General features: G+C 65.3%; 22 protein-coding genes. 8 read left to right on the top strand and 14 right to left on the bottom strand.

Translation table 11 applies throughout. From position 1 onward, the window contains the following. Nucleotides 1-97: 97 nt before the first annotated feature. The gene (locus tag NA3_RS08740; protein WP_062963542.1) at nt 98-709 is read left to right on the top strand and encodes a Uma2 family endonuclease; all 612 of its coding nucleotides are present in this window, start codon (nt 98-100) and stop codon (nt 707-709) included. A 40-nt stretch (nt 710-749) separates the two neighbouring features. On the opposite strand, the gene NA3_RS08745 is transcribed toward NA3_RS08740, so the two are convergent. The 6 genes from NA3_RS08745 to NA3_RS08765 all read right to left on the bottom strand — a co-directional run bounded on the left by NA3_RS08745 (nt 750) and on the right by NA3_RS08765 (nt 6,251). Next, nucleotides 750-1,556: an ESX secretion-associated protein EspG gene (locus tag NA3_RS08745; protein WP_062963072.1), complete on the bottom strand. Its 807-nt coding sequence runs from the start codon at nt 1,554-1,556 to the stop codon at nt 750-752. Nucleotides 1,557-1,559: 3 nt separating this feature from the next. Then, nucleotides 1,560-2,879 carry a hypothetical protein gene (locus tag NA3_RS08750; RefSeq protein WP_062963073.1) on the bottom strand — a complete coding sequence of 440 codons (1,320 nt, stop codon included), beginning with the start codon at nt 2,877-2,879 and terminating at the stop codon, nt 1,560-1,562. 12 nt (nt 2,880-2,891) lie between these two features. Then, entirely contained in the window at nt 2,892-3,269 is a 378-nt protein-coding gene (locus NA3_RS08755; protein WP_062963074.1) for a hypothetical protein, read from the bottom strand. Nucleotides 3,270-3,278: 9 nt separating this feature from the next. Beyond that, complete coding sequence (locus tag NA3_RS35850) at nt 3,279-3,800, bottom strand: DUF3558 domain-containing protein (RefSeq protein ID WP_167354973.1); 522 nt, start codon at nt 3,798-3,800, stop codon at nt 3,279-3,281. Nucleotides 3,801-4,047: 247 nt separating this feature from the next. Beyond that, the gene (locus tag NA3_RS08760) at nt 4,048-5,313 is read right to left on the bottom strand and encodes a cytochrome P450 (RefSeq protein WP_062963543.1); all 1,266 of its coding nucleotides are present in this window, start codon (nt 5,311-5,313) and stop codon (nt 4,048-4,050) included. 380 nt (nt 5,314-5,693) lie between these two features. Next, nucleotides 5,694-6,251, bottom strand: coding sequence for a hypothetical protein (locus tag NA3_RS08765; RefSeq protein WP_062963075.1), 558 nt, complete (start codon nt 6,249-6,251; stop codon nt 5,694-5,696). Nucleotides 6,252-6,885: 634 nt separating this feature from the next. Here NA3_RS08765 and NA3_RS08775 point away from each other — a divergent pair. The 4 genes from NA3_RS08775 (at nt 6,886) to NA3_RS36770 (ending at nt 9,371) form a co-directional block, all read left to right on the top strand. Beyond that, nucleotides 6,886-7,764 (top strand): helix-turn-helix domain-containing protein, encoded by an 879-nt coding sequence (locus NA3_RS08775; protein ID WP_062963077.1) that lies wholly within the window; start codon nt 6,886-6,888, stop codon nt 7,762-7,764. Further along, the gene (locus tag NA3_RS35855) at nt 7,761-7,973 is read left to right on the top strand and encodes a DUF397 domain-containing protein (protein ID WP_084491400.1); all 213 of its coding nucleotides are present in this window, start codon (nt 7,761-7,763) and stop codon (nt 7,971-7,973) included. The genes NA3_RS08775 and NA3_RS35855 overlap by 4 nt, the downstream gene beginning before the upstream one ends. A gap of 160 nt (nt 7,974-8,133) precedes the next feature. Next, complete coding sequence (locus NA3_RS08780) at nt 8,134-8,676, top strand: hypothetical protein (RefSeq protein WP_062963078.1); 543 nt, start codon at nt 8,134-8,136, stop codon at nt 8,674-8,676. Continuing rightward, nucleotides 8,673-9,371: a hypothetical protein gene (locus tag NA3_RS36770; RefSeq protein ID WP_128145148.1), complete on the top strand. Its 699-nt coding sequence runs from the start codon at nt 8,673-8,675 to the stop codon at nt 9,369-9,371. The genes NA3_RS08780 and NA3_RS36770 overlap by 4 nt, the downstream gene beginning before the upstream one ends. A gap of 158 nt (nt 9,372-9,529) precedes the next feature. Here the strand turns inward: NA3_RS36770 and NA3_RS08785 are convergent, their stop codons facing one another. Continuing rightward, nucleotides 9,530-9,865, bottom strand: a complete 336-nt coding sequence (locus NA3_RS08785) for a cupin domain-containing protein (RefSeq protein WP_062963079.1) — start codon at nt 9,863-9,865, stop codon at nt 9,530-9,532. A gap of 72 nt (nt 9,866-9,937) precedes the next feature. Here NA3_RS08785 and NA3_RS08790 point away from each other — a divergent pair, with 72 nt between their 5' ends. Continuing rightward, nucleotides 9,938-10,888 (top strand): GlxA family transcriptional regulator, encoded by a 951-nt coding sequence (locus tag NA3_RS08790; protein ID WP_062963080.1) that lies wholly within the window; start codon nt 9,938-9,940, stop codon nt 10,886-10,888. Between the two features lie 398 nt (nt 10,889-11,286). Here NA3_RS08790 and NA3_RS08795 read toward each other — a convergent pair whose 3' ends face one another. The 4 genes from NA3_RS08795 to NA3_RS08810 all read right to left on the bottom strand — a co-directional run bounded on the left by NA3_RS08795 (nt 11,287) and on the right by NA3_RS08810 (nt 14,672). After that, complete coding sequence (locus NA3_RS08795) at nt 11,287-12,018, bottom strand: MerR family transcriptional regulator (protein WP_062963081.1); 732 nt, start codon at nt 12,016-12,018, stop codon at nt 11,287-11,289. 29 nt (nt 12,019-12,047) lie between these two features. Then, entirely contained in the window at nt 12,048-13,469 is a 1,422-nt protein-coding gene (locus tag NA3_RS08800) for a serine hydrolase domain-containing protein (RefSeq protein ID WP_218021791.1), read from the bottom strand. A gap of 75 nt (nt 13,470-13,544) precedes the next feature. Then, complete coding sequence (locus NA3_RS08805; protein ID WP_062963083.1) at nt 13,545-14,393, bottom strand: SDR family oxidoreductase; 849 nt, start codon at nt 14,391-14,393, stop codon at nt 13,545-13,547. Nucleotides 14,394-14,477: 84 nt separating this feature from the next. Continuing rightward, complete coding sequence (locus NA3_RS08810; protein WP_062963084.1) at nt 14,478-14,672, bottom strand: hypothetical protein; 195 nt, start codon at nt 14,670-14,672, stop codon at nt 14,478-14,480. Between the two features lie 184 nt (nt 14,673-14,856). Between NA3_RS08810 and NA3_RS08815 the strand changes: the two genes are divergently transcribed. After that, the gene (locus NA3_RS08815; protein ID WP_062963544.1) at nt 14,857-15,717 is read left to right on the top strand and encodes a haloalkane dehalogenase; all 861 of its coding nucleotides are present in this window, start codon (nt 14,857-14,859) and stop codon (nt 15,715-15,717) included. A 720-nt stretch (nt 15,718-16,437) separates the two neighbouring features. Here the strand turns inward: NA3_RS08815 and NA3_RS08820 are convergent. From NA3_RS08820 to NA3_RS08830, 3 genes are all read right to left on the bottom strand, one after another. After that, complete coding sequence (locus tag NA3_RS08820; RefSeq protein WP_062963085.1) at nt 16,438-16,851, bottom strand: hypothetical protein; 414 nt, start codon at nt 16,849-16,851, stop codon at nt 16,438-16,440. After that, complete coding sequence (locus NA3_RS08825; RefSeq protein ID WP_062963086.1) at nt 16,848-17,960, bottom strand: hypothetical protein; 1,113 nt, start codon at nt 17,958-17,960, stop codon at nt 16,848-16,850. The genes NA3_RS08820 and NA3_RS08825 overlap by 4 nt, the downstream gene beginning before the upstream one ends. A 146-nt stretch (nt 17,961-18,106) precedes the next feature. Further along, on the bottom strand, nt 18,107-18,919 hold the full coding sequence (locus tag NA3_RS08830) for a nuclear transport factor 2 family protein (RefSeq protein ID WP_062963087.1): 813 nt from the start codon (nt 18,917-18,919) through the stop codon (nt 18,107-18,109). Between the two features lie 100 nt (nt 18,920-19,019). Here NA3_RS08830 and NA3_RS08835 point away from each other — a divergent pair, with 100 nt between their 5' ends. Then, complete coding sequence (locus NA3_RS08835) at nt 19,020-19,886, top strand: class I SAM-dependent methyltransferase (protein ID WP_063917431.1); 867 nt, start codon at nt 19,020-19,022, stop codon at nt 19,884-19,886. The last annotated feature ends 21 nt before the right edge of the window (nt 19,887-19,907 follow it).

Here is a 19,907-nt window from a genome sequence, read left to right on the forward strand (position 1 = left end):
CCGGTCCCTTCCGCAGCCACCGCATCGGTCCATCGGGTGGGCCTACGATGACGGCGTGCCCCAGCCGCGGATCGAGCGTCCCGACCTCCCGGAGTTCATGACCTGGGAGGAACTTGAACAGTTGCCCGAGGAAATCGCCGCGCAGATCGAGCTGTGGAATGGTCGGGTGGTGTGGGTTCGCCGCGGTCCGGCCGAGCATCAGATCTTCACCAACCGTCTGTGGGCTGCGCTCGAGCGGCACACTCGGGAAGTCACTCGAACGGTTCCCGACGAGTGTTGGCGAGTGACGACCGAGACGAACGTTTTCCTCGGCAATACCGGTAAGTCCGACTTCTCGAGGCCGGACTTTTTCGTCCATCGTTGCCTGGGATCTCCGTACCAGGATATCCGCTCGGTCGACGCCTTGCTGGTCGGCGAGGTACTGTCGCCGACCAACACCCAGTCCGATATGGAAGCCAAGAAGGCGCGCTATGCGGGTGCCGGAATACCCTGGTACTGGGAAGTGACCTTGGCTCGAACGGAAAGCGCGATCGCCACGATTCGCGCCTACGCCCTCGAAACGGGGCATGGCGATTTACCCCCGGGCGTCCGGCCGCTGCATTCCGCCAATTACCTACTCGCCGGCGAATGGTCCCCCGCCGACTCGGAAGAAGTACGGATAGATTTCCCGTTCCCCATCGTCATCGGGTGGCACGAACTCGAATACTGATGCGGGAGGCCGGGACCGGGTCCGCATACCGGGAAACACCTCACGCATAACTCGGGTCGTTGTCCTCGCGGAAGCCCTGGACCGTCGCGTCGATGAGGCGTTGCAGGTGGGTCTGGATGATGGATGTGTCGGCGGGGTCGGCGCGGAGGTCGTGTTTGGTGTGGCGGACGAGGTAGCGGCCGTCCGAATAGTCCATGATGTGGAAATCGCGGGCCGGCGTGGGGCGGCGGTCCCAGGCGGGGCCGGGGCAGACGGCGACGTGGAGGACGGTGCTGCGAGGGCGTTCGAAGAAGCGGGCGGCTTCGTCGCGTGGGGAGCGGGGGGCGTCGTCGTGGAAGGCGGTGTAGGGGCGGTCGTCATCGGTGAGGTCGGCGCGGTTGACCCGCAACGCGGGGCGGGTGCCTCGGGCGTGGCCCGGGATGGCGGCGAGCAGGTGGCGGGTGAGGGTTTCGGCGCGCAGCAGCGACATTCGCACGGTCCCACCGGATTCCGGGTCGGGTGAGGGTTGCTGGGTGACCAGGACTGCCTGCTGGTAGTGCACGGCCGCGTGGATGCGGACGCGATGACGCGGATCGCCCATTTGCTCGAGGTCCCCCGAACCGTTTGCCGCGGCGGCGAATCCGGCGATCTCGATCCGTGACTCCGGGCCGTGGAGAATGCGCACCGCGGCTTCGGCGTTGTCGTCGATGCGGCCGGCGAGGTCGGCGGCCTCGGCTTTCCACTGGGCTTCCAGCTCGTCCGAGGTCTCGGCGGTGGAGCGGAACTGCAAGGGGTACGGCAGGACGTCGTGTCCGGCGGCACGCCACAGGACGGTGAAGCCGAGCGCGCTGAAAGTCCACCCTGCCATAGGCTATTCACCCAAGACCGGCGGGACGGTCTTCTGCCGTTGTTCCTCGGAGAGGCCGGTCAGTTCGTCGCCGTTGTCCCGCGACACCAACTCCTCGCTGATCTTGGACTTGTGGGTCTTCTCGTCCTCTTTCTTCTTGGCGCCGGGCGGCATCATGCCGGGCATACCGTTCATCCCGGCGGTGCCCCTGGCCGCGGCGGCGGGCACTCCGCGACCCGTCCCCTGTCCCGGGTTACCGGAACCGGGCACCGATGTTCCGCGACCGGCCGAATTACCCGACCCGCCATAGGTTCCCGCGACGCCGGGCCCGCCCGAGCCGTACGGGAGCCCGGTGCGCGGGTCGATACCGGCAGGCGTCGTCGAAGAAGGGGTGGTCGGCGTACCCGCCGCTGATGGATCCCATCCCGTGGGCGTGGTGCTCGCCGACGTGGTATTCGCGGGATTCTGCGTCGAGTTGGTCAGCGTCGACGGATCGACAGCGCTCGGTGTGGTGCCGTCGCCCGGACCTTGGTCGGGGTTCGGCGGTTTCGGCTGGTTGGTATCGCCGGGGCCGTGGCCATCGTCGGGGCCTTTCGGCGGTGGACCGACCGGTGGGACTCCAGGCGGCTTCCACTGCGTGTTGTCGTCCGGCGTATTCACCGGATTGTATGGTCGCGGCGCCAACGGCACCTGCGTATCACTCTCGCGCACCGCCGGATAGAACACATTGTTGATCAAGTGTTCGTTCGCCGCGTTGGCCTGGGTTTTGCGGTGGTCGTTGAGCTTCCACGTCGGCCCCGGCACCCAGCCGGCAAGATCGCTGGTCCAACTCGTCTGCGGAGTCGGCTGCGCGGCAGGTTTGGTGATCTCCACCGCCGAGCGCACCAACTTCACCTTCTCGCTGACCAACTGGGCGGAGCTCACCAGATCTTTCTCTTTCTCGGTGAAACTCTTGATGCCCTCGGCAGTCTTCTGCGCTGCGGCACCCTGCCACTTCTCCTGAATGGCCTTCTGAATCTGCGGCCCGAAAGTGTTGTGCCCGTTCTCGATTTTGTTCCGCAGCCCCTCCCAGAAGTTGTGCAACGTCACCACCGTGCTCGGCTGCATCTTCTGAATGCGGTCGTACAGATTGTCGATGTTCTGCGGATTCTTGTACGCGTCCTGCGCGACCTGCGGATTCTGGTACTGCCCTCCGAATCCACCGTTCACGATCTGACTGATCCGGTTGCGCGCGGCCGTCGCGTCCGGACTCTGATCGCCCTGCGCATTCCCGAAAGAGTCGGGCGGGCCGCCCTTGTGCTGCTCCCAGAGGGCGGCAACCAGCGGGACGAGTGGAAGTACCATGTGCTCCCCCGGTCAGTGGTTCTCGGAGCCGGCGATGGTGCCGGCGTTCTGCTGGTCGTGGTCGACGAGGCGGTCGACGGAATGCTTGATGGTGTCGCGGATCAACTCGAGCACCTGGATGTGCTCGGTGAATGCAGTGTTGAAGTCCCCTTCTCCGCCTTTTGCCTTGGCGCCCAACATTTTTGCGAGTTGATCTGCGGCTGGAAAGTCGCCGAGCCCGGTAACGTGCGTCATGTTGCCAAGCATCGTCTGACATTCCTTGTAAACCTGAATCTGGTCCTCGCAGGCTTTCAGGCAATCGCGGGATACAGACGGATCGAGATCGAGACGCCCGGCCTTCGACTCCTCTGCCAGGTGCTTCCACAAAGTGACGTCATCGTTCGAGCTCATAGGACCCCTTCAGCGCGGCAGAATCGGAACGATTACGGCAGCGGCGGACGAAACACGGTCACATGCGGATACCGACGTACGAGTCGTTACGTTCAACGCCGAAACTTCTACGATGCCCTGTTTCGCAGGGAACGAGACGAAGCACTGTTCACCATTCGCCCCTGAGCCGCCTTTGTACTGAACACCTGCCCGTCCACCGACAGTTGTGTCCACGAAGTCGGTGTTGCCATCCTTCTGCTTGAGGTCGTCGATGGAGTTGACAGATGACCAAACCGTCAGCGAGTACTCCCAGTTGGGGGTGTCATGCCAGGTACATGACTTCCACCCGTCGACGGCCACTCCCCCGATACCGGATTCCCGCGTGTTCGGATCAACGCCGACCTGTCGCAACACGCCATCCGTAACCTGCGTGCACGGATCCCACAACGCCGCGGTCGCCGCCTTCGGATCACTCGTCTCCGGCGAGGCCGTCCCGGAAGTCGACGAGGAACACCCGGCCCCCACCACCAACACCGCCGCAGCCGCCAGCACAGCCGTAGCCGCCTTACGTATCACCGATGCCTCCCGTTGGTCCCCGCGCACACATCCTCCTGGAGTCTAGGACGCGCGCGACGGCCACTCGGTTCCGCTTATTGATCATCACAAGAGGAGCGGAAGTCAGGTGCGCAGGAGAAGGTCACCCAGATGTACGAATCGGGCCGCAGGAGCTGGAGCAGTCCACTTCGTGGCATCGGCGAATCCGGGAAGCGAACGAGGTCCGCTACGCCGCCTCACCTGATCAGGTACCCAGGTTCAGCCGAGGCGCCGGAGGGAAGACGACCGGCAGCGCCGTCATCGAGCGATGGAACGGACCGGGCCGCCAACGGATCTCGCTCGGATCGACGGCGAGGCGAATCTCCGGCAGCGCGTCGAGCAGCTGATCGATCGCATCCTGCACCACCAGATACGCCACCGATCGGGCCGGACACGCATGCGGTCCCGCACCCCAGGACAGATGCGAGCGATTCCCGGTGCGGTCGCCGCCCGCGATCTCCGGATCGTTGTTGCAGGCGGCCAGACTGATCACCACCGGCTGATGGGCCGGCAGCCAGGTGTTGTCGATCAGGATCGGCTGGCGCGGATAGCTCATGCAGAAGTTGGCCAGCGGCGGATCGGTGAACAGCACCTCGTCCAGTGCATCGCGAGTCGACATGCTGCCGCCGAGAATGTCGCCGCCGAACCGCTCGTCGGTGATCATCAGCAGCAGCGTGTTGGAAATCAGGTTCTGCTGCGGCTCGATACCCCCGCCGTAGAAGACGATGAGATTGCGGAGCATCTCCTCGTCGGTGAGCTTGGACGGATGATGCGCCAGATGTGAGGTGACGTCGTCGCCGGGTGCGTTGCGGCGCAGCTGGACCTGCTCCATCAGCGCCTGACTCATATGGTCCATCCCCCACGCCGCGTTGATCGTGTCGAAGATCGCCGCCATCCCGGTGGCCACGCGCCGGCCCAGCTCGGCCGAACAACCCACCATCCGATTCAGGACCTCGAACGCCAGCGGGAACGCGTACTGCGAGACCAGATCCGCCGAACCGGCTTCGCAGAATTCGTTGATCAGGGGGATCGCGATCTTCTCGACGGTGCTGTGCAACTCGTGAAGGTCGACCCTGTCGAAGGCGGACGTGAACGCCTGCCGGTACCGCGCATGAGCACTGCCCGCACTGCGAATCACGTTCGGATACCAGCGCATGATCGGCAGCACCGGGCAGTCCTCGGGAATGGTTCTCTCCCATGCCCGCGGGTCCGCCGGGAAATGGTCGGGATCGTTGAGGATCTGCAACGCGGTGTGATAGCCGATAACCAGCGTCGCCGGCACGCCGGGCGCCAGCTCGATCGGCACCATGGAGCCATAGCGACGGCGCATCGCTTCATAGGCGCGATGCGGATCGGCAACGAATTCCGGTGTGTCCAGGACGATCCGGGGGCCGTCGGTGTCGAACGGGGTGCCGGCCTGCTGGACGGCGTGGCCGGGAGCAGCAGACAGGTCCGAAGATGGGGTTGACAAAGGGAGTGACTCCAGAGAATGAACCAACAAGCGCGGCAGGGGTTTCGCCATCGACCATCAGCCGACACCGTCACCTCGTGCTTGGTGAGGATAGGGGCTGCGGCAGCCCCCCAGCTAGCGTTTTCGTAAAAGGGACAGCCGTCCTGTGAGCAAAAGGCGCACAGCCTGCGATCGCTCTATTCCGTTCGTCTATCGATCGCCTCGCACGACGGGGCACCCGCCTGGCTACACCCAACACACGCCGTGCAATGAGCCCTAGTTCGCACGAATAGTTCAGCCACATCGACGCCTCGGTCGAGCCCATCGCGAACCTGACCGGGTCCGGGCCGACGCTGTTACCGATTGGAGAGCCGTGCGCGTGCCCATCCGCTTCGGCCACCTCAGTCCACCTCGTCCAGCGCCGACAGCGCCGCACTCGCCGCGAGCCCCGCCAGGCAGCCGGGGAAGCAATCACGGTGGATCTCCCACAATCGGCGCGCACAGTCTCGTTCGAGGTGAGTGGGCTCCCAGGTGCAGTCGTTCAACGGTGGCGGCTCTACGGCATACGGTTGCGTCGTTCCGGTGAGCCACAACCGGGGCGGTGCGACGGTGGCCAGATCGAAGTCGGCGGTCACACGTTCGGGCAGATCGTCGACGTGGGCCAGGTCGAAGACGAGGATGGCAGACGCGTCCATCCCCGCCGCGATCGCGAGAATGTTGCCGATCGGATCGCTCATGGACTCGGGCGGGCGCAACGTGCACATCCAGCGAAATCCGAGATGATGAGCAAGACATTGGATTTCGATGTCGTGCCTGGCTGTGTCGGGGCCCGAGATCTCGGTACGGACCAGCCCGACAGCCTTGCGGCGCGCGACCGACACCACCGCCAGCGCACCGGCGACATCCCGCAGCGCCGCGACCGATTCCGCCTCTTCTCTCGTCGCGTTCCGGCCCCTCACGTCCCGCGCCTTTCCGATGGGTGCTCGAATAGCAGTCCGCCGAGCACGGCCAGGAAGCATGGGCCTCGTGTCTTTCACCGGAGGTTCTCCCCTCCAGTCACCGGTGCGCAGCCGGCCGAAGCGGCTATGTCTGCCCAGTAATCGTGCTTCACGGTGTCCCACAGACGATTCCACTTCGGACACAGTTCCCGCGCCTGGGCAAGGTCCGTGCCGGGCGCGAATCTCACAACCTGTCGCGGTTGCGCGTTCGCGTCGATGAGGTGTGTAATTTCGATGCGGCCGTGAGGATTTCGCGTCGATCGCCATACCGCGCGCAAACCGTCGGTCTCGGTGATACGCTCGCCAACTGCCGCGTGATCTCGTCCGTGTGTGGGTGCCAACGAATTCTCCAGCTCGGGCCGTTCCATTCGATCTGCTGTCATTACCGCGATGCCTCGGTTCGATGGGAGGGGACCGACGGCCGTTCGGCACGCTCCGTCCCAAATACGTTCCCAGCACAGTGAATTCGCGACGCCCGCACAAGCAACAGTGGATAATCCGTCGGGATTCATCAGAAGTCCAAGCTCGTCGTCCCAGAACCCCGCGGTGTCCATCCACAACCCCGGATCGCCGCATCCAAAGGAGGCAGCTCGTCATGGTGGATATCAGTTCGACGCTCCCCCGCCGTCAGCTCGGACGGTATCTGCGGGAGCTCCGTCAGGGATCCGGACTGACGATCGCGGAGCTCGCGCGCCGCATCGAACGCGGCGCCACGACGGTCCAGCGGCTGGAGACCGGCACCGCCGACCGGATCCGGTTGTGGGACGTCGACGCGATCTGCCAGGTCTGCGGCGCCGACGACACGACCACCGAGGCGCTCAAAGGACTTGCCCAGCAGGGAAACAGCAAGAGCTGGTGGCATCAGTACGGGGACCTGATCCCGGTGAACTTCGATGTGTACATGGGCTTGGAAGCAGCCGCCGCCAAGCTGATTTCGTTCCAAGAACTCATCCCTGGCCTGCTCCAGATACCCGACTACGCTCGAACCGTCACCCGGCAGGCACATCCATCGGAACCGGACGGCGAAATCGCCCGTAGGGTCGAAATGCGGGTGCGACGCCAAATTCTGCTGACCAAGAAGTCGGATCCCGTACCGGCCGACATCATCCTCGACGAGTCGGCGCTGCATCGAATCATCGGGAACCGGCGAATCATGGACGCACAACTGCGCTACCTCGCCGATATCGGAACTCGACCGAACATCCGAATCCGAGTCCTGCCCTTCGCCGCCGGCCTTCCACTGGGCGACTTGACCGGTCCTTTCACCATCCTGAGTTTCGGAGAGTCCGGGGACGGCCGCCCGGCCGAACCTCCTGTGGTGTATGCCGAGGGCTACACGGGAGCGATGTACTTCGATGACGCGGATCTCGTGCAGCGGTATCGCAGTGCGCACGCTGCACTCGGACAGGTAGCGTTGAACGAGCAGGACAGCAGAAAAATGCTGCGGGACAAGGCAAGGGAGTTCGCGAAGTGAACGCTGATCTATCCATGGCTCGCTGGTTCAAGAGCAGCCACAGCGGCGGCAGCCAAGACTGTGTCGAGGTGGCCTTCCTCGCCGACGGCACGGTCGGCGTGCGCGACTCGAAGAACCCGACCGGCCCCGCACTCGCCTTCACTCCGGCTGATTGGGATGCTTTCACCGCGGCCGTAAAGCGCGGCGGGTTAGCAGAACCCACTGCCTAAACGCACGCTTCCACACACTCGCTGCTCTCCGCGTCGGGCAGATCGAATCGCATTGAGCCACTGCACCTTTCGAGAGGCATCGGTGAAATGACTGTGCCAAAACGGCTCGGACGCGCACAATGGGCGTGGAGTAGGTTGAACGGTTACGTGGAGGGGTGGGATGGATTCGCACCAACTGTTGGCAGTTGAGACCGAGATACGGTCGGTGATTTCCGATAGCAGTCTGGCATGGCTGCTGGACGACGTCGATGACGCCATCGCTGCAGGTATTCCCCAGGAGAAGGTGCTGCGACGTCGACGGGGGGCAGTTCAGCAATCGGAGGATGCCGATGTGGCTCTCTACCAGGTCTTTGATCCAGAGGCTATTTCAAGCAAGGAGTACGAGACATCCCGGAAACAAGGAACCTTGGTGATCACCACGCGACCTATGACTGATGCAGAACGCGTGGAGGTGCTGCTGGAAGCTCTGCGGCGGGTGCTGGTTGAGCTTCCGGATATCGAACTTGAAACTCTTCGCATCTTGCAGGAGGTTCCAAGAAACGAGGAGGGGGCTCGAAGAGTGGCCGAGACCGTTACGTTTCGCCCCGAAGACGAAGTACGGCCTCGTAATCGAACCGCTATCGCATTACGTAGGGACCACGCCGCGCAGCGTCACCAGCTTAGTGAGTTGTTCGCGCAGGCGGCACAGGAGGTCGCGGAGTGACCAACGCCTCAACTCCGAGTGCGCTCGCGCAGCTAATTTCTGAGATACGCACATGCCTTGGGACGGAGGACATTTCCTACAAATCATCCTCGGCCCCACCTGATGTGTACGAAGGATTCGTCTTCTCACTGGTCGTCAGCACCGCAAGTCGGCATGGCGCGACGGTCCGGTACGAGGATGTCCACGGGATAGAGACTGACCAACTGGTCTTCCGCACCGGCCCAGGCCAGTTATACGGGGACACCCAGCCGTTCACCCATGCAGTGATCGATTTCAGCGGCGCTCCGAGCCTCGAAGTCCACCTCGGGGTATATGTCCAAGGAAGCTCAGGTGTGCTACACGAATGTGATGTTCTCGTGCTTCCTGCCGAGGAAGCACGAATCTGCCGTGCCCAACGCATCGCGCCCCGTGGCAGCCAAGCGTTACTCATTATCGAATGCAAGTACTACGTTTCCAACTTAGGAATCGGATTGGCGAGGAATTTCGAGGGCTTGCGTGCTGATGTTCGTACGCAAAGCGAAATATTCGTTTCCAACACCCGTTCTCCCAGCGCTGCAAAGTATTTCGATGCACGCCACCGAGAATTTGAGGGAAATGTCGTGCCCAACTCATCACAGGCAGGTTATCTCCAGGCTGAGATCCGCAAAACTTACAAGAGTTTCCTAAGTAAGAACGCGCCGTCCACCGTGATCTGAGCCTTCGAGACACACCGCTGTCAACGATATGCCCCGGCCGAATAGCAGCTCTGGATGACAGCATCGGGTCGTCAGCGATCGATGGTCCGCGCGGCCTCGATTTCAATACTGGTCCACCTCAGGAGTTCTGAGCCGAGTGCGGCCGGCGCGGGCCTGGATTACCCTTCGGGATAGAAGAGGAACAGTGTGCACCCCGTCTGGCTCGCCGGAACGTGCCAACTGCCCGCCGGGGCATGGATGAAGGTGCCTGCCGGATAATCCCGTGCGCCGTCGTTGAAGGTGCCGGTCAGCACGTAGACCTCCTCGGGGCCTGGTTCGTGCACGTCGCGGCGCGGCCAGGAGGTGCCAGGGTCCATTTCCAGGACGTGGGCGTGGGCCCCGTTGTCGCCTTTCCACAGTTGACGTTGGCGGATGCCGGGGAAGAGTTCGCGGGTGGGGGCGTCGGCGACGTCGGTCCAGGTGTAGCCGGGCTGAGCGAGGATTTCGGGGTTCATGCCTGTCACGGTGCCGGATTCGGCGGGGGTCCCGACAGTGTCTGAGATGACGTCGAGGGGTACATTCCTGCCATGCATCGTGTGGTGGCGTTGGTGCGGCCGGTGCAGTCGACGTTCGAACTCGGTTGTGCTGTAGAAGTTTTCGGGACCCACCGCGACGGCGTGCCGCAGCACTACGAGTTCGAGGTGTGTACGGAGGTCCCGGGGGCCGTGCCGACGACTGCGGGATATGCGATATCGGTGACGCTGGATTTGGCGGCGCTGGACTCGGCGGACACCGTGATCATTCCGGGGTGGCTGCCGGTGGAGACGCCGTTGTCCGGTCCGGTGCGGCGGGCGCTGATTCGGGCGCACGGCCGTGGGGCGCGGCTGGTCACCATCTGTTCCGGCGTGTTCGCGTTGGCGCGGACCGGGCTGTTGGACGGGCGTTCGGCGACGACGCATTGGGCTCGCGCCGGGCAATTGGCGCGCGAGTTTCCGCGGGTGCGCGTGGAACCGGATCAGCTGTATGTCGACCATGGCGATGTGGCCACGAGTGCGGGGGCGGGCGCGGGGATCGACTTGTGCCTGCACCTGGTTCGCACGGATCACGGGGCCGCGCACGCCGCACTCATCGCGCGGCACATGGTGATGCCGCCGCATCGCGATGGCGGCCAGGTTCAGTACGCGCCGCCGTCGCCGATCGAGGACGGATTCGACGGTCTGTTGACATGGGCGGAGGCGCGGCTCGAGACATCGTTGTCGGTTGGCGATATGGCCGCCCATCTCAACGTCTCGCCGCGTACGCTGGCGCGCCGGTTCGCCGATCAGCTCGGTACCAGTCCGGGTGGGTGGTTACTGGAGCGCCGGGTGGCGCGGGCACGAGTTCTGTTGGAGGACACGGATTTACCGGTCGATGCCATCGCGGTCCGGGCGGGTCTCGGCTCGGCGGTCAATCTGCGGCGGCGCTTCCGCGATCAGGTCGGCACCACGCCGGGCGCGTATCGGCGCGCCTTCCGAACACCGACCGCAGGTCAGACGTAGAAATCGCCGCCCGCAGGAGCAGCCTCCGGCGGTTCTCCTGATCGAGGAGTTCCGCAACAGTCCACCGCGAAGCCGGAGAGACCAGAGCGCTGTATGTAGCGGCTGTTGAACTGCCTGCGACCGCACGCCGCCAGGCGGCTGAGAAGCGCCACGCCCTCCCGCGGAGGGTTTCGCCAGGTGCGGCCGGGTAGACCGCCAGTGTGGACATCGGCGCACCCGCCGGAAGCGCTATCGCCGCCCCGAGCCGGGCCAGCGCCGCGCTGTGCACCTTGTGCAGACTGACGGTGTCCAGCGCATCGCTGATCCTCCGCGGATAGCGAGCATGTTCCACGCCCGCAGTGCGCAGGGCATTCTGCCGATAGCCGAGCATCGGGCTCACCGGGCAGTCCGGCCGAGCGTTACTCCTCGCTCGGCTCCCGCATCAGCTCGGCGAGCCGATCCCACGCCGGGGACGACGCGCCGGGCTGCGACTGAACCGCCAGCCGGGCAATGGTCGCGTCGTGATCCGGGACGACGCTCGACCCATTCTCCCTGCGCGCGAACCACTCTCGTGTCCGCGCCGCCAACTCGGGTAGCCGCGGGTCCTCCGGGGAGCAATCGTAGACGGCGTCGTAGTCGAGATAGATGGCGCGAAACTCGGGATCGCTGAGTAGTTCACGTTTTTCGGCGATCCATGCCTCCGCCGCGGTGGGTGAGGCGGTCTGTATGAGGATCCACCCGTCGCGTTCCAGGTGGATCTGGCGCTCGCTGACGCCGAGTTCACGCAGTTCGTCGAGGTGGTCGGCGACATCCGCGGAGACGTAGAGGCGGTCCCCGCCGCGCAGTTGCGTGAGCTGATCCCGGGTTCGGCGCAACTGCTCGATGCGTTGTTCGAGATCGTGGTCGATCTCGGTGAGGGCCGCCGCGAGGGCGCCGGGGTCGGCGTCGAGCAGATCCTTGACACGGGCCAGCGGCACCCCGGCGTGGGCCAGTGTTCTGATCTTGACCAGGTCGATCGCGTGCTGCGCGGTGTAGCGGCGGTAGCCCGAGGCGTCGCGGTCGGGTTCGGCGAGCAGGCCGCGCTGGTGATAGTGGCGGACGGCCTTGACGGTCACCCCCGCATAGTCGGCGAGCTGTCCGATCGTGAGCATAGGAGACATCCTTCCGCGCGCCGGGCCGCTCACCAGCGCCGGGTCAGGCGGCCGCCGGCATTGCGGAAACGGGCGCGACCGTCACGAATGTCGTGGTAGGAGACGAGCAGCAATCGCAGGTAGCCGTCGAAGATCTCCGGCGGATAGCCGGCGGGGGCGAACAGGCCGGGCCGGACCGGTACGTAGCGTTGCGGGGGCGCCGAGGTCGCGCCACCGGCGAACGCGGTGAAGATGCGTTCCTGCGTCGCGTCGTCGGGTTCGTAGGTCACGCGCTCCTCGAGCTGCCCGTCGACGATGCCGACATCGACGCGGAGCTGTCCGGACCGGTAGGTGCCGACGTACGGGGTGAGGTCGACATCGGTATCGAATTCCTCGACGAGCGCGGGGATTTCGATGCCGAGGTGCTCGGTCAGCAGCCACCGCAGCAGCCGGTCGTGCAGCACGATCGCTCCGGAGATGTTGCCGAAGGCGGTGAAGACCAGGTCGTGTTCGGGGACGACGCACAGGATGGACACCCCGCCCGGCGACGCGCCCGACATCGCCAGCACCGTGGTGTCGCCGAACGGATACCGCACCCATCCGAGCCCCATCGGCGGGACGTTCGGTGTGTGCATATCGTGGGCCACCTGGTGCATCGCCGCCGTAGACTCCGCGGACAGGATTCGGACGCCGGTCGGCGCGACGCCACTCGCGAGATGGGTGCGCCCGAACGCCAGCAGGTCGGCGACCGTGCCGATCGGCGTGCCGCCGGCGGGTCCCCAGGTGTCGGGAAGCATGAACATGCCGGTCGGCTCGACGCTTCCGGTTTCGGGATCGATGAAGTGCCCGACCGCCGTGCTGCGCAGAATCGCTTGTCGCGCAGAGGTACTCGACGTCGCCATGCCGACCGGGGCGAACAACTCCCGCTCGAGCAGGTCCGGGTAGGGCGTGCCGGTCACGACTTCGAGCAGCCGGCCCGCGACGATCATGCCGCCGTTGGAGTAGCTGAGCTGCTCGCCGGGTTCGAACAGGGTGCCGCAACTCGCGAGGCCCTCCACGTAGTGTTTCAGGGCATCGCGGCCCTCCGCGTCGGGGAAGAACAGGTCCGCATCGATGCCGTTGGTGTGTGAGACCAGATGCCGGACAAGGATTTTGCTCGCGGCAGCGGAATCGCGGAGCGCGAATTCGGGCAGGTAGTCCACCACCGGCGCATCGAGTTCGAGCAGCCCGCGTTCGACCTGCTGCAGCACGAGCGTGGTGGTGAGCACCTTGGTGACGGAACCGAAGAGAAAACCGGTGTCGTCGCGCATCGGGGCGCCGGTGGCGAGGTTCGCGGTGCCGTGCGAGACGACGATCTGCTCGCCCGCGTGATAGACACCGGTGACGTAGCCGGGAACCTGGTCCGACTCACAGAAGGCGGCCACCTGCGAGCGGATCCGGTCGGCGATGGTGTGCAGTGCGTTGTTGTTCATGCGGACCATCGTCGAACCCTGCCCCAGGGGCAAGGTCAAGCCGCGGGCGGAAAGTACTTGTTCGACGGTCGGCGTTTATGTCGCGGGGGTCTCCGGGCTCAGTTCATAGGCCTTGTCGACCATCGGCGACCGCTCCCCGACCCCGTCGGCGGCGCGGCGCTTCCACACCGAGTCGAGCTGCTCGCGTAGTCCACCGACCATCTCGCCCGGCACGACATTGCGGTAGGTGTCGATCTCGCCGGTCAGCACTCCGACCGCCACATCGGCGACCGGGGCGGGATCGAACTGCTCGTGTGGGAAGGCCACACGCCTGTAGTCGAACAGCCGGCGTTCCGGGTCGTCGTCCCAGCTCTGCCAGGTGTCGAGCAGCCGATCGTTGAATCCGGTCAGATACGGCCCGGGGTTGATGGTCGCCACCTCGATACCGAATTCGGCCAGCTCTTGGCGCATCGCGTCGGCGACCGCCTCCACCGCGTGTTTCGATGCGGCGTACGCACCACCGAACGGATCGGTGATCAATCCCGCTATCGAGGACATGAAAACGATCCGGCCGCGCCGATTGGCAACCATCCGTTTGGCGATACCTTGAGTCAGCAACAGCGGACCGATCACGTTGACTTCGAATTGCCGTCGCAGATTCGCACCCGGAATGTCCACCATCGCCCCGCCCTCGCTCACCCCGGCATTGTTGAGCAGGACATCCACCTCCCACCCCGCGGCCTTGTCCCGGTCCCCCGGATGAGTGACATCGAGTTTTTCCACCCGTAGCCGAACCCCGCGCCGGGCCGCCTCCTGCTCGAGCTCCCACACCTGCGCATAGATCTCGACACCCGCGATCACGTCGAAGTCGGTCCGTTCGGCCAGGCGGAAGGCGGTATCCCTGCCGAATCCGGTGCCGGCTCCGGTTATCAATGCAGTGGTCATGTGTGTCGTGCTGCCCGGTCCGGCGCACTCGAAACCGATACCCGGCCAGGGCGGGTTTCCGGCGGAGGTTGCGGAGAAGTAGTTTCACGGCATGTGGTAGACGCATCCGCCCATTCCGAGGTAGTCCCGGAACTCACAGAGCAGATTGCTCAGCGCAGTGGCCGAGCCGGAGGACGAGCCGGTTCCGGTCGTGTCGGCGGATGCCGACGGGGCGGTAGCCGCGAGCGGCAGTGCCAGGGCGGCAGCGGTCAGTACCGTGGCGGCGAAGCACTTGCTCATGGGACTTCTCCATCTCGATAAGTGTTAGGGCTGACTGCGGCCCTGGTAACACCTCGAAGCGTAGGAAGCCCTCGAATATGGAAACAGCCCCGAGTTTCCAGGTCTGGTGACCATGGTGATTCGGGTCGCAGGGCGCACCGGCCGGGCGGGCGACCGGGATAGCCTGGGCCGTAGGGAGGGCATCATGATGATCGAATTCGTTCCGGACCAGGATCTGTATCCGTTCGAATCGCGCTGGTTCGACTCGTCGGCCGGGCGCGTGCACTACATCGACGAGGGGGCCGGGCCGGCGATCCTGTTCTGTCACGGGTCTCCGACATGGAGTTTCCTCTACCGCCACATCGTGACAAGGCTGCGGGATCGGTATCGGTGTGTCGCGGTGGACTCTGTGGGGTTCGGATTGTCCGAACGGCCTTCCGGTTTCGGTTATACGGTCGCGGAGCACACCGCCGTGCTCGGCGAGTTGATCGATCATCTGCGGCTCGACGACTTCATCGTCATGGGACAGGACTGGGGCGGGCCCATCGGGTTGGGCGCGGCGGTCGCGCGGGCGGATCGGATGCGGGGAATCGTGTTGGGTAACACGGTGTTCTGGCCGATCGAGGCGATGGCGAACAAGGCGTTCAGTACGGTCATGAGCAGCCGCCCGATGCAGCGCCGGATACTCGAGCGGAATTTTCTCATCGAGCGCGTGCTGCTCTCGGAATTGGGCCGCACGCTCACCGCGGCCGAAGCCGAGCACTATCGCGCGGTTCAGCCCACCGCGGCGGCACGATGTGGGCTCGCGGTGATGCCCCGCGAAATTCGTGCCGCGACCCCGCTGCTGGCGCAGCTTTCCCTCGATGTTCCCGCGCTTCTCGGAGACAAGCCGACGCTGGCGGTGTGGGGGATGCGTGACATGGTGTTCCGGCCGAAAGCATGTCTGCCGCGCATACGAGCCGCTTTCGATGACCTGGAAATCGTCGAATTGTCGGATGCTCGGCACTTCATCCAGGAACAGGCCCCGGAAGCGATCGCGACGGCCATCGCGCATCGCTTTCGATGAGCGTGTGCGGCACAGCAGAAGGCGTCGTTCTGCGGCGCATCGGCGACGCGCCGCCCGACACCCCGCACGGCGCATCGAACCGCGGGAAGACCGGCGCGGTTGTCGGTGGAACAGCTTATTGTGGACGCCGACCAGCCCGGCGATAATCGGTAGCCGTTCTGCGGCAAGTCGGCCGACCACTCGAACCTGATGAGACCGTGAAGGTTTCGGAAAGCGTGCGATGAACAGGCGTGCACTTCTTTCACCGTTCGTCACGATCTCGATCTGCTTGCTCACGATGGGCGTTGTCGGATGCGGTGGTTCGGCCGGGGAGACGGTCGGCGACGGCAACGCGGTCTCCGATATCCGGAGTGTCGGGACGGCCTCGGCAGCGACATCCGTTGCGTTGCCCGGCATGGCGGTGCCCGGTCCATCACATGCCGATACTCGCGCGTACTTCGCCAACTCCGGCGGGATCGACGGGTACTACTTCACCACTGCGACCGGGCGGTGGCATTGCGCGATCATCGTCGGCGGTGACCCGCACATGGCCGGGTGTCAGGCTGCGACGCACACCGAAGGGGGGATCGGGGTGAAAGGTGCTCCGACGGTGGAGAATCACTACTCGCACAAGCAGGTTCCGCCCGACACGATTCTGATCGAAAGGGGCGGCGAACCGCGTTTCGCGGTACTGGGCCAAGCGGTGTTCCACCTGGCACCGGATGCGGCAAAAGTGTTGCCTTACAACACGTCCCTGTCGGCGGACGGCTTCACCTGCACGGCCCGAGACTCCGGTGTGTCGTGTAGAGACGATGCCTCCGCGAAAGGGTTCACCGTCTCTACCGAAGGCTTCTCGATGAACTGACTTTCCTGGCCTCCCGCTCCGCCCCGGCCCGGAAGGCGAGTCAGCACAAAAACCACCAGGCGGTAGACGAGAACAGCCGGCACGATGGTCAGCAGGGCCAATCGCAAAACCACTACCGCCGCGGTTACAGCCAGATAGCCGAAGCCCAGCCCGTCGGGTGAGCCGTAGCCGTGCCGCGCCGAGAGCGCCGCCATCACCGCACGCAGGGCGAGGTACAGCACCACCAGGATCAGGGGAATGCGCAGCGGCCGGAGTGTCACGAGCAGCCGGTCGATGTCGGAACGTTTCATCGTGCGAGCTCCGGACCGGAGGTGAGGAAGGCCAGCAGGAGGGCATTGCCGCTCACACCGCCGGTCGCGAAACGCAGACGATCTCCGCTGCGCACGGGAATTCCGAGAAGGTCGGTGGTGCGGAACAGGCGGGTGAAGATGTCGCGGTGTCCGAACGCGTGGGCGGGAGCCAGAGCGAAACCGGTGGCGGAGACCGAGATTCCGAGGACCACCGGGCCACTGTCCATATCTCCGGGGCCGCTGTGACCGTGGCCGTATTCGTGAATAGCGCTGAAGCCGAGAATATTTCGTTCCTGGCGGAACAGAACGTTCGCCAATTGTGCGGCGAGGGCGCGATCGGCGAAGCCCGCGAAGTAGGCGGCCAGGCCGGTTCCCGACGCGCGCGGGGCATCGTGGGCGCGGCCGTCGGCACCCATCCGCTGGATGATCAGCCCTGTGTCGCGGTCGATCTGGACGGCGCGAACCTGCTGCGCCCAGTGCGCGAGCGCCGCGGTGTGGTCGGCGCCGGTCGCCCGGCCGTGCACCGCGATCGTGGCGGCGACGGCGGCCACGTCGGTCGGGTACGCCTCGCCGGGATAGGTGTCGATCAGCGCGGTCGGCGCGGCGAGCAGTCGCCGTTCGAGGGAGGCGACGATCGTGTCGAGTTTCTCGGCGAGGTCGGGCGGGAACGCCGGATCGACCAGCCGCGCCATCCCGAGCGCTAGAGCGGGATAGGAGAGGTAGGCGTGGCCGTGCGCGCTGTCGAGATGGCCGAGACCGTCCTCGCCGTGCCACGCATCGGTGAACACCGAAACCATATGCGGTAGCAGACTTTTGGCCGCGGCACGGGTCGCGACCGGAGCGTAGCGGCCTCGCCATTCGGGGTGTGCGAGGACCACCTGAGCGAGACCCAAGGCCGTCATCTGATGTGCGAGCAATCCCCACATCCCGTCGAGAACACCGGCCCCCGCGGCACGCTGCCGATCATCCTCGGCTTCGAACGCCACCAACTCCTCCGCGAGTCCGTGCACCCGCGCCGAATCCCCGCGAAACCACGCATCGGCCTCGCGACCACACCACCACCGCGGCAGCAGGCACACCACCGACGCCGCCACGACGATGCCGGCCACAATGGCAATCGAACGGCGAAATCTGATGCCCGCCACACCGGGCCGACCGGACTCCCCTAAGCCCGAGGGTAATTCCATACCTCACCGTACCCGTCGATCGAGCAGCCTCCACCGCGCGCGAGGACAGCTCGTCGGCGAATACGACGTCAGTGCACGGTTCGGTCCTCCGCGACGAAGCCGCGCAGCGCGACCACCCGCCGGCCGTCGACCTCCAACTCCGCGATCCCCCGTTCCGTGGGCGTGCGCACGCTGACGGTGACGAACCGGCCCGCCGCGATCGTCTTGCCGACCTCGAGCCCGCGTACCCGCTTCACGAATTCGGCGTGCCCCACGTCGGAACCGACCGGCCATTCCACCACCGCGCGCGGGCTGAGTACCGCGCGCACACCGGCCACGTCGCCGCGACCGGCCGCTTCCAGCAATCCGGTGGCGGCGCGCTTGCCCGCCGCGCCGACGCGACGGAAACCGCGGGCGAAGCCCAAAGCCCCACCGACACCTTGGTTTCCGAGCAGCTGCGGGGCGAGTTTCACGGCCGCGCCGAGCCCGCGCCCGCCGGCGCCGAGGAGTTGGGCGACCATGACCGGCAGCTCCCAGTGGGCATAGAGCCGGCCGATCTTCCATTCGCCGCCGACCTGCGTCAGGTCGTAGCGCAGGTGCATCGGCACCCGCAGGGTCACACCGGTGGACATGGTGGTGTCGAGGGTCAGGTCGCGATAGACACCGGCGCCGAGCACGACGTCGTGGTCGACGTGGAAGACGATGTCGTTGGGACCGATGAAGGTGTCGTAGAACCGTTCGATCGCCGCGCGGCCGATGTGCGGGCGCGAGCCGACGGGATCCTCGACCCGGCCGTCGGGCGCGAACAGATCCACCCAGGCCGCACGATCGTGCACCGCGACCGCCTGCGGAGATCGTTCCACCGTGGCGAGCAGCTCCGCCGCCGACGCATTCGCGGACATCGTTCCTCCAGACTCTCGACTCCCTCCAATCTATAACCTGTTCCAGTTTCATACCCGGTAACCAGCGAACCACCGGCAAGTCCGCGTGACGGATCTCGCGATGATCACGCCGCGACCCGGGCGTACGGTGACCGGTATGCAGGTCGGGCAACCCAGCAGAACCGCGATGGCCACCGCGCAGGCACGGGCCTATCACCAACTCGCCGACGAACCACGGATCTTCACCGATCCGCTGGCGGTGCGGCTCGTGGGCGAGGACGCGGCCCGCGACAACCCGTTCGACAAGGGCGTGGATCCGGAACTTGCCCGGCGGCGCCGGCTGTTCCTGGCCACGCGCAGTCGCTTCGCCGACGACACCGTCGCGGAGGCGGTCGCCGACGGGGCCCGCCAGGTGGTCGTACTCGGCGCGGGCATGGATACCGCCGCCTACCGCAATCCCCATCAGGATGTGCGGTTCTTCGAAGTCGACCATCCCGACACCCAGGCGTGGAAGCGAAATCGCCTGTCGGAGGCGGGAATCGAGGTGCCGGACTCGATGACCTTCGCCCCGGTGGACTTCCACCGCGACAACCTCGCCGACGCGCTGGCACAGGCCGGACTGGATCGCACCCGCAGCGCGGTGTACGTCTGGCTCGGCGTAGTGGTCTATCTCGAACACGACGCCATCGCCGAGACGTTGCGCTATATCGCCGGCCAGGGCGGCGGCGCGATTGTGGTGTTCGACTACTCCTACCCACCCGACGCGGGTCAGCAGGAACGCGGGAAACGCGTTGCGGCCGTGGGTGAACCGTGGGTGAGCTTCTTCACCGAGGAGCAGATGCGAAGCGAACTGGAGTCGGCCGGATTCACCGACATCGAGGACCACTCGGGGATCGCACTGGTCCGGTCCTATGCCGACATCCCCGCCACCGGACCGGCGCTCCCGGGCCCGCATCTCGTTCGCGCGAGAACCGCGTCGGACGACTGACTCGCCCGGGGCTCCGAAACC

The organism is Nocardia africana NBRC 100379 (assembly GCF_001612635.1).
Taxonomy (GTDB): domain Bacteria; phylum Actinomycetota; class Actinomycetes; order Mycobacteriales; family Mycobacteriaceae; genus Nocardia; species Nocardia africana.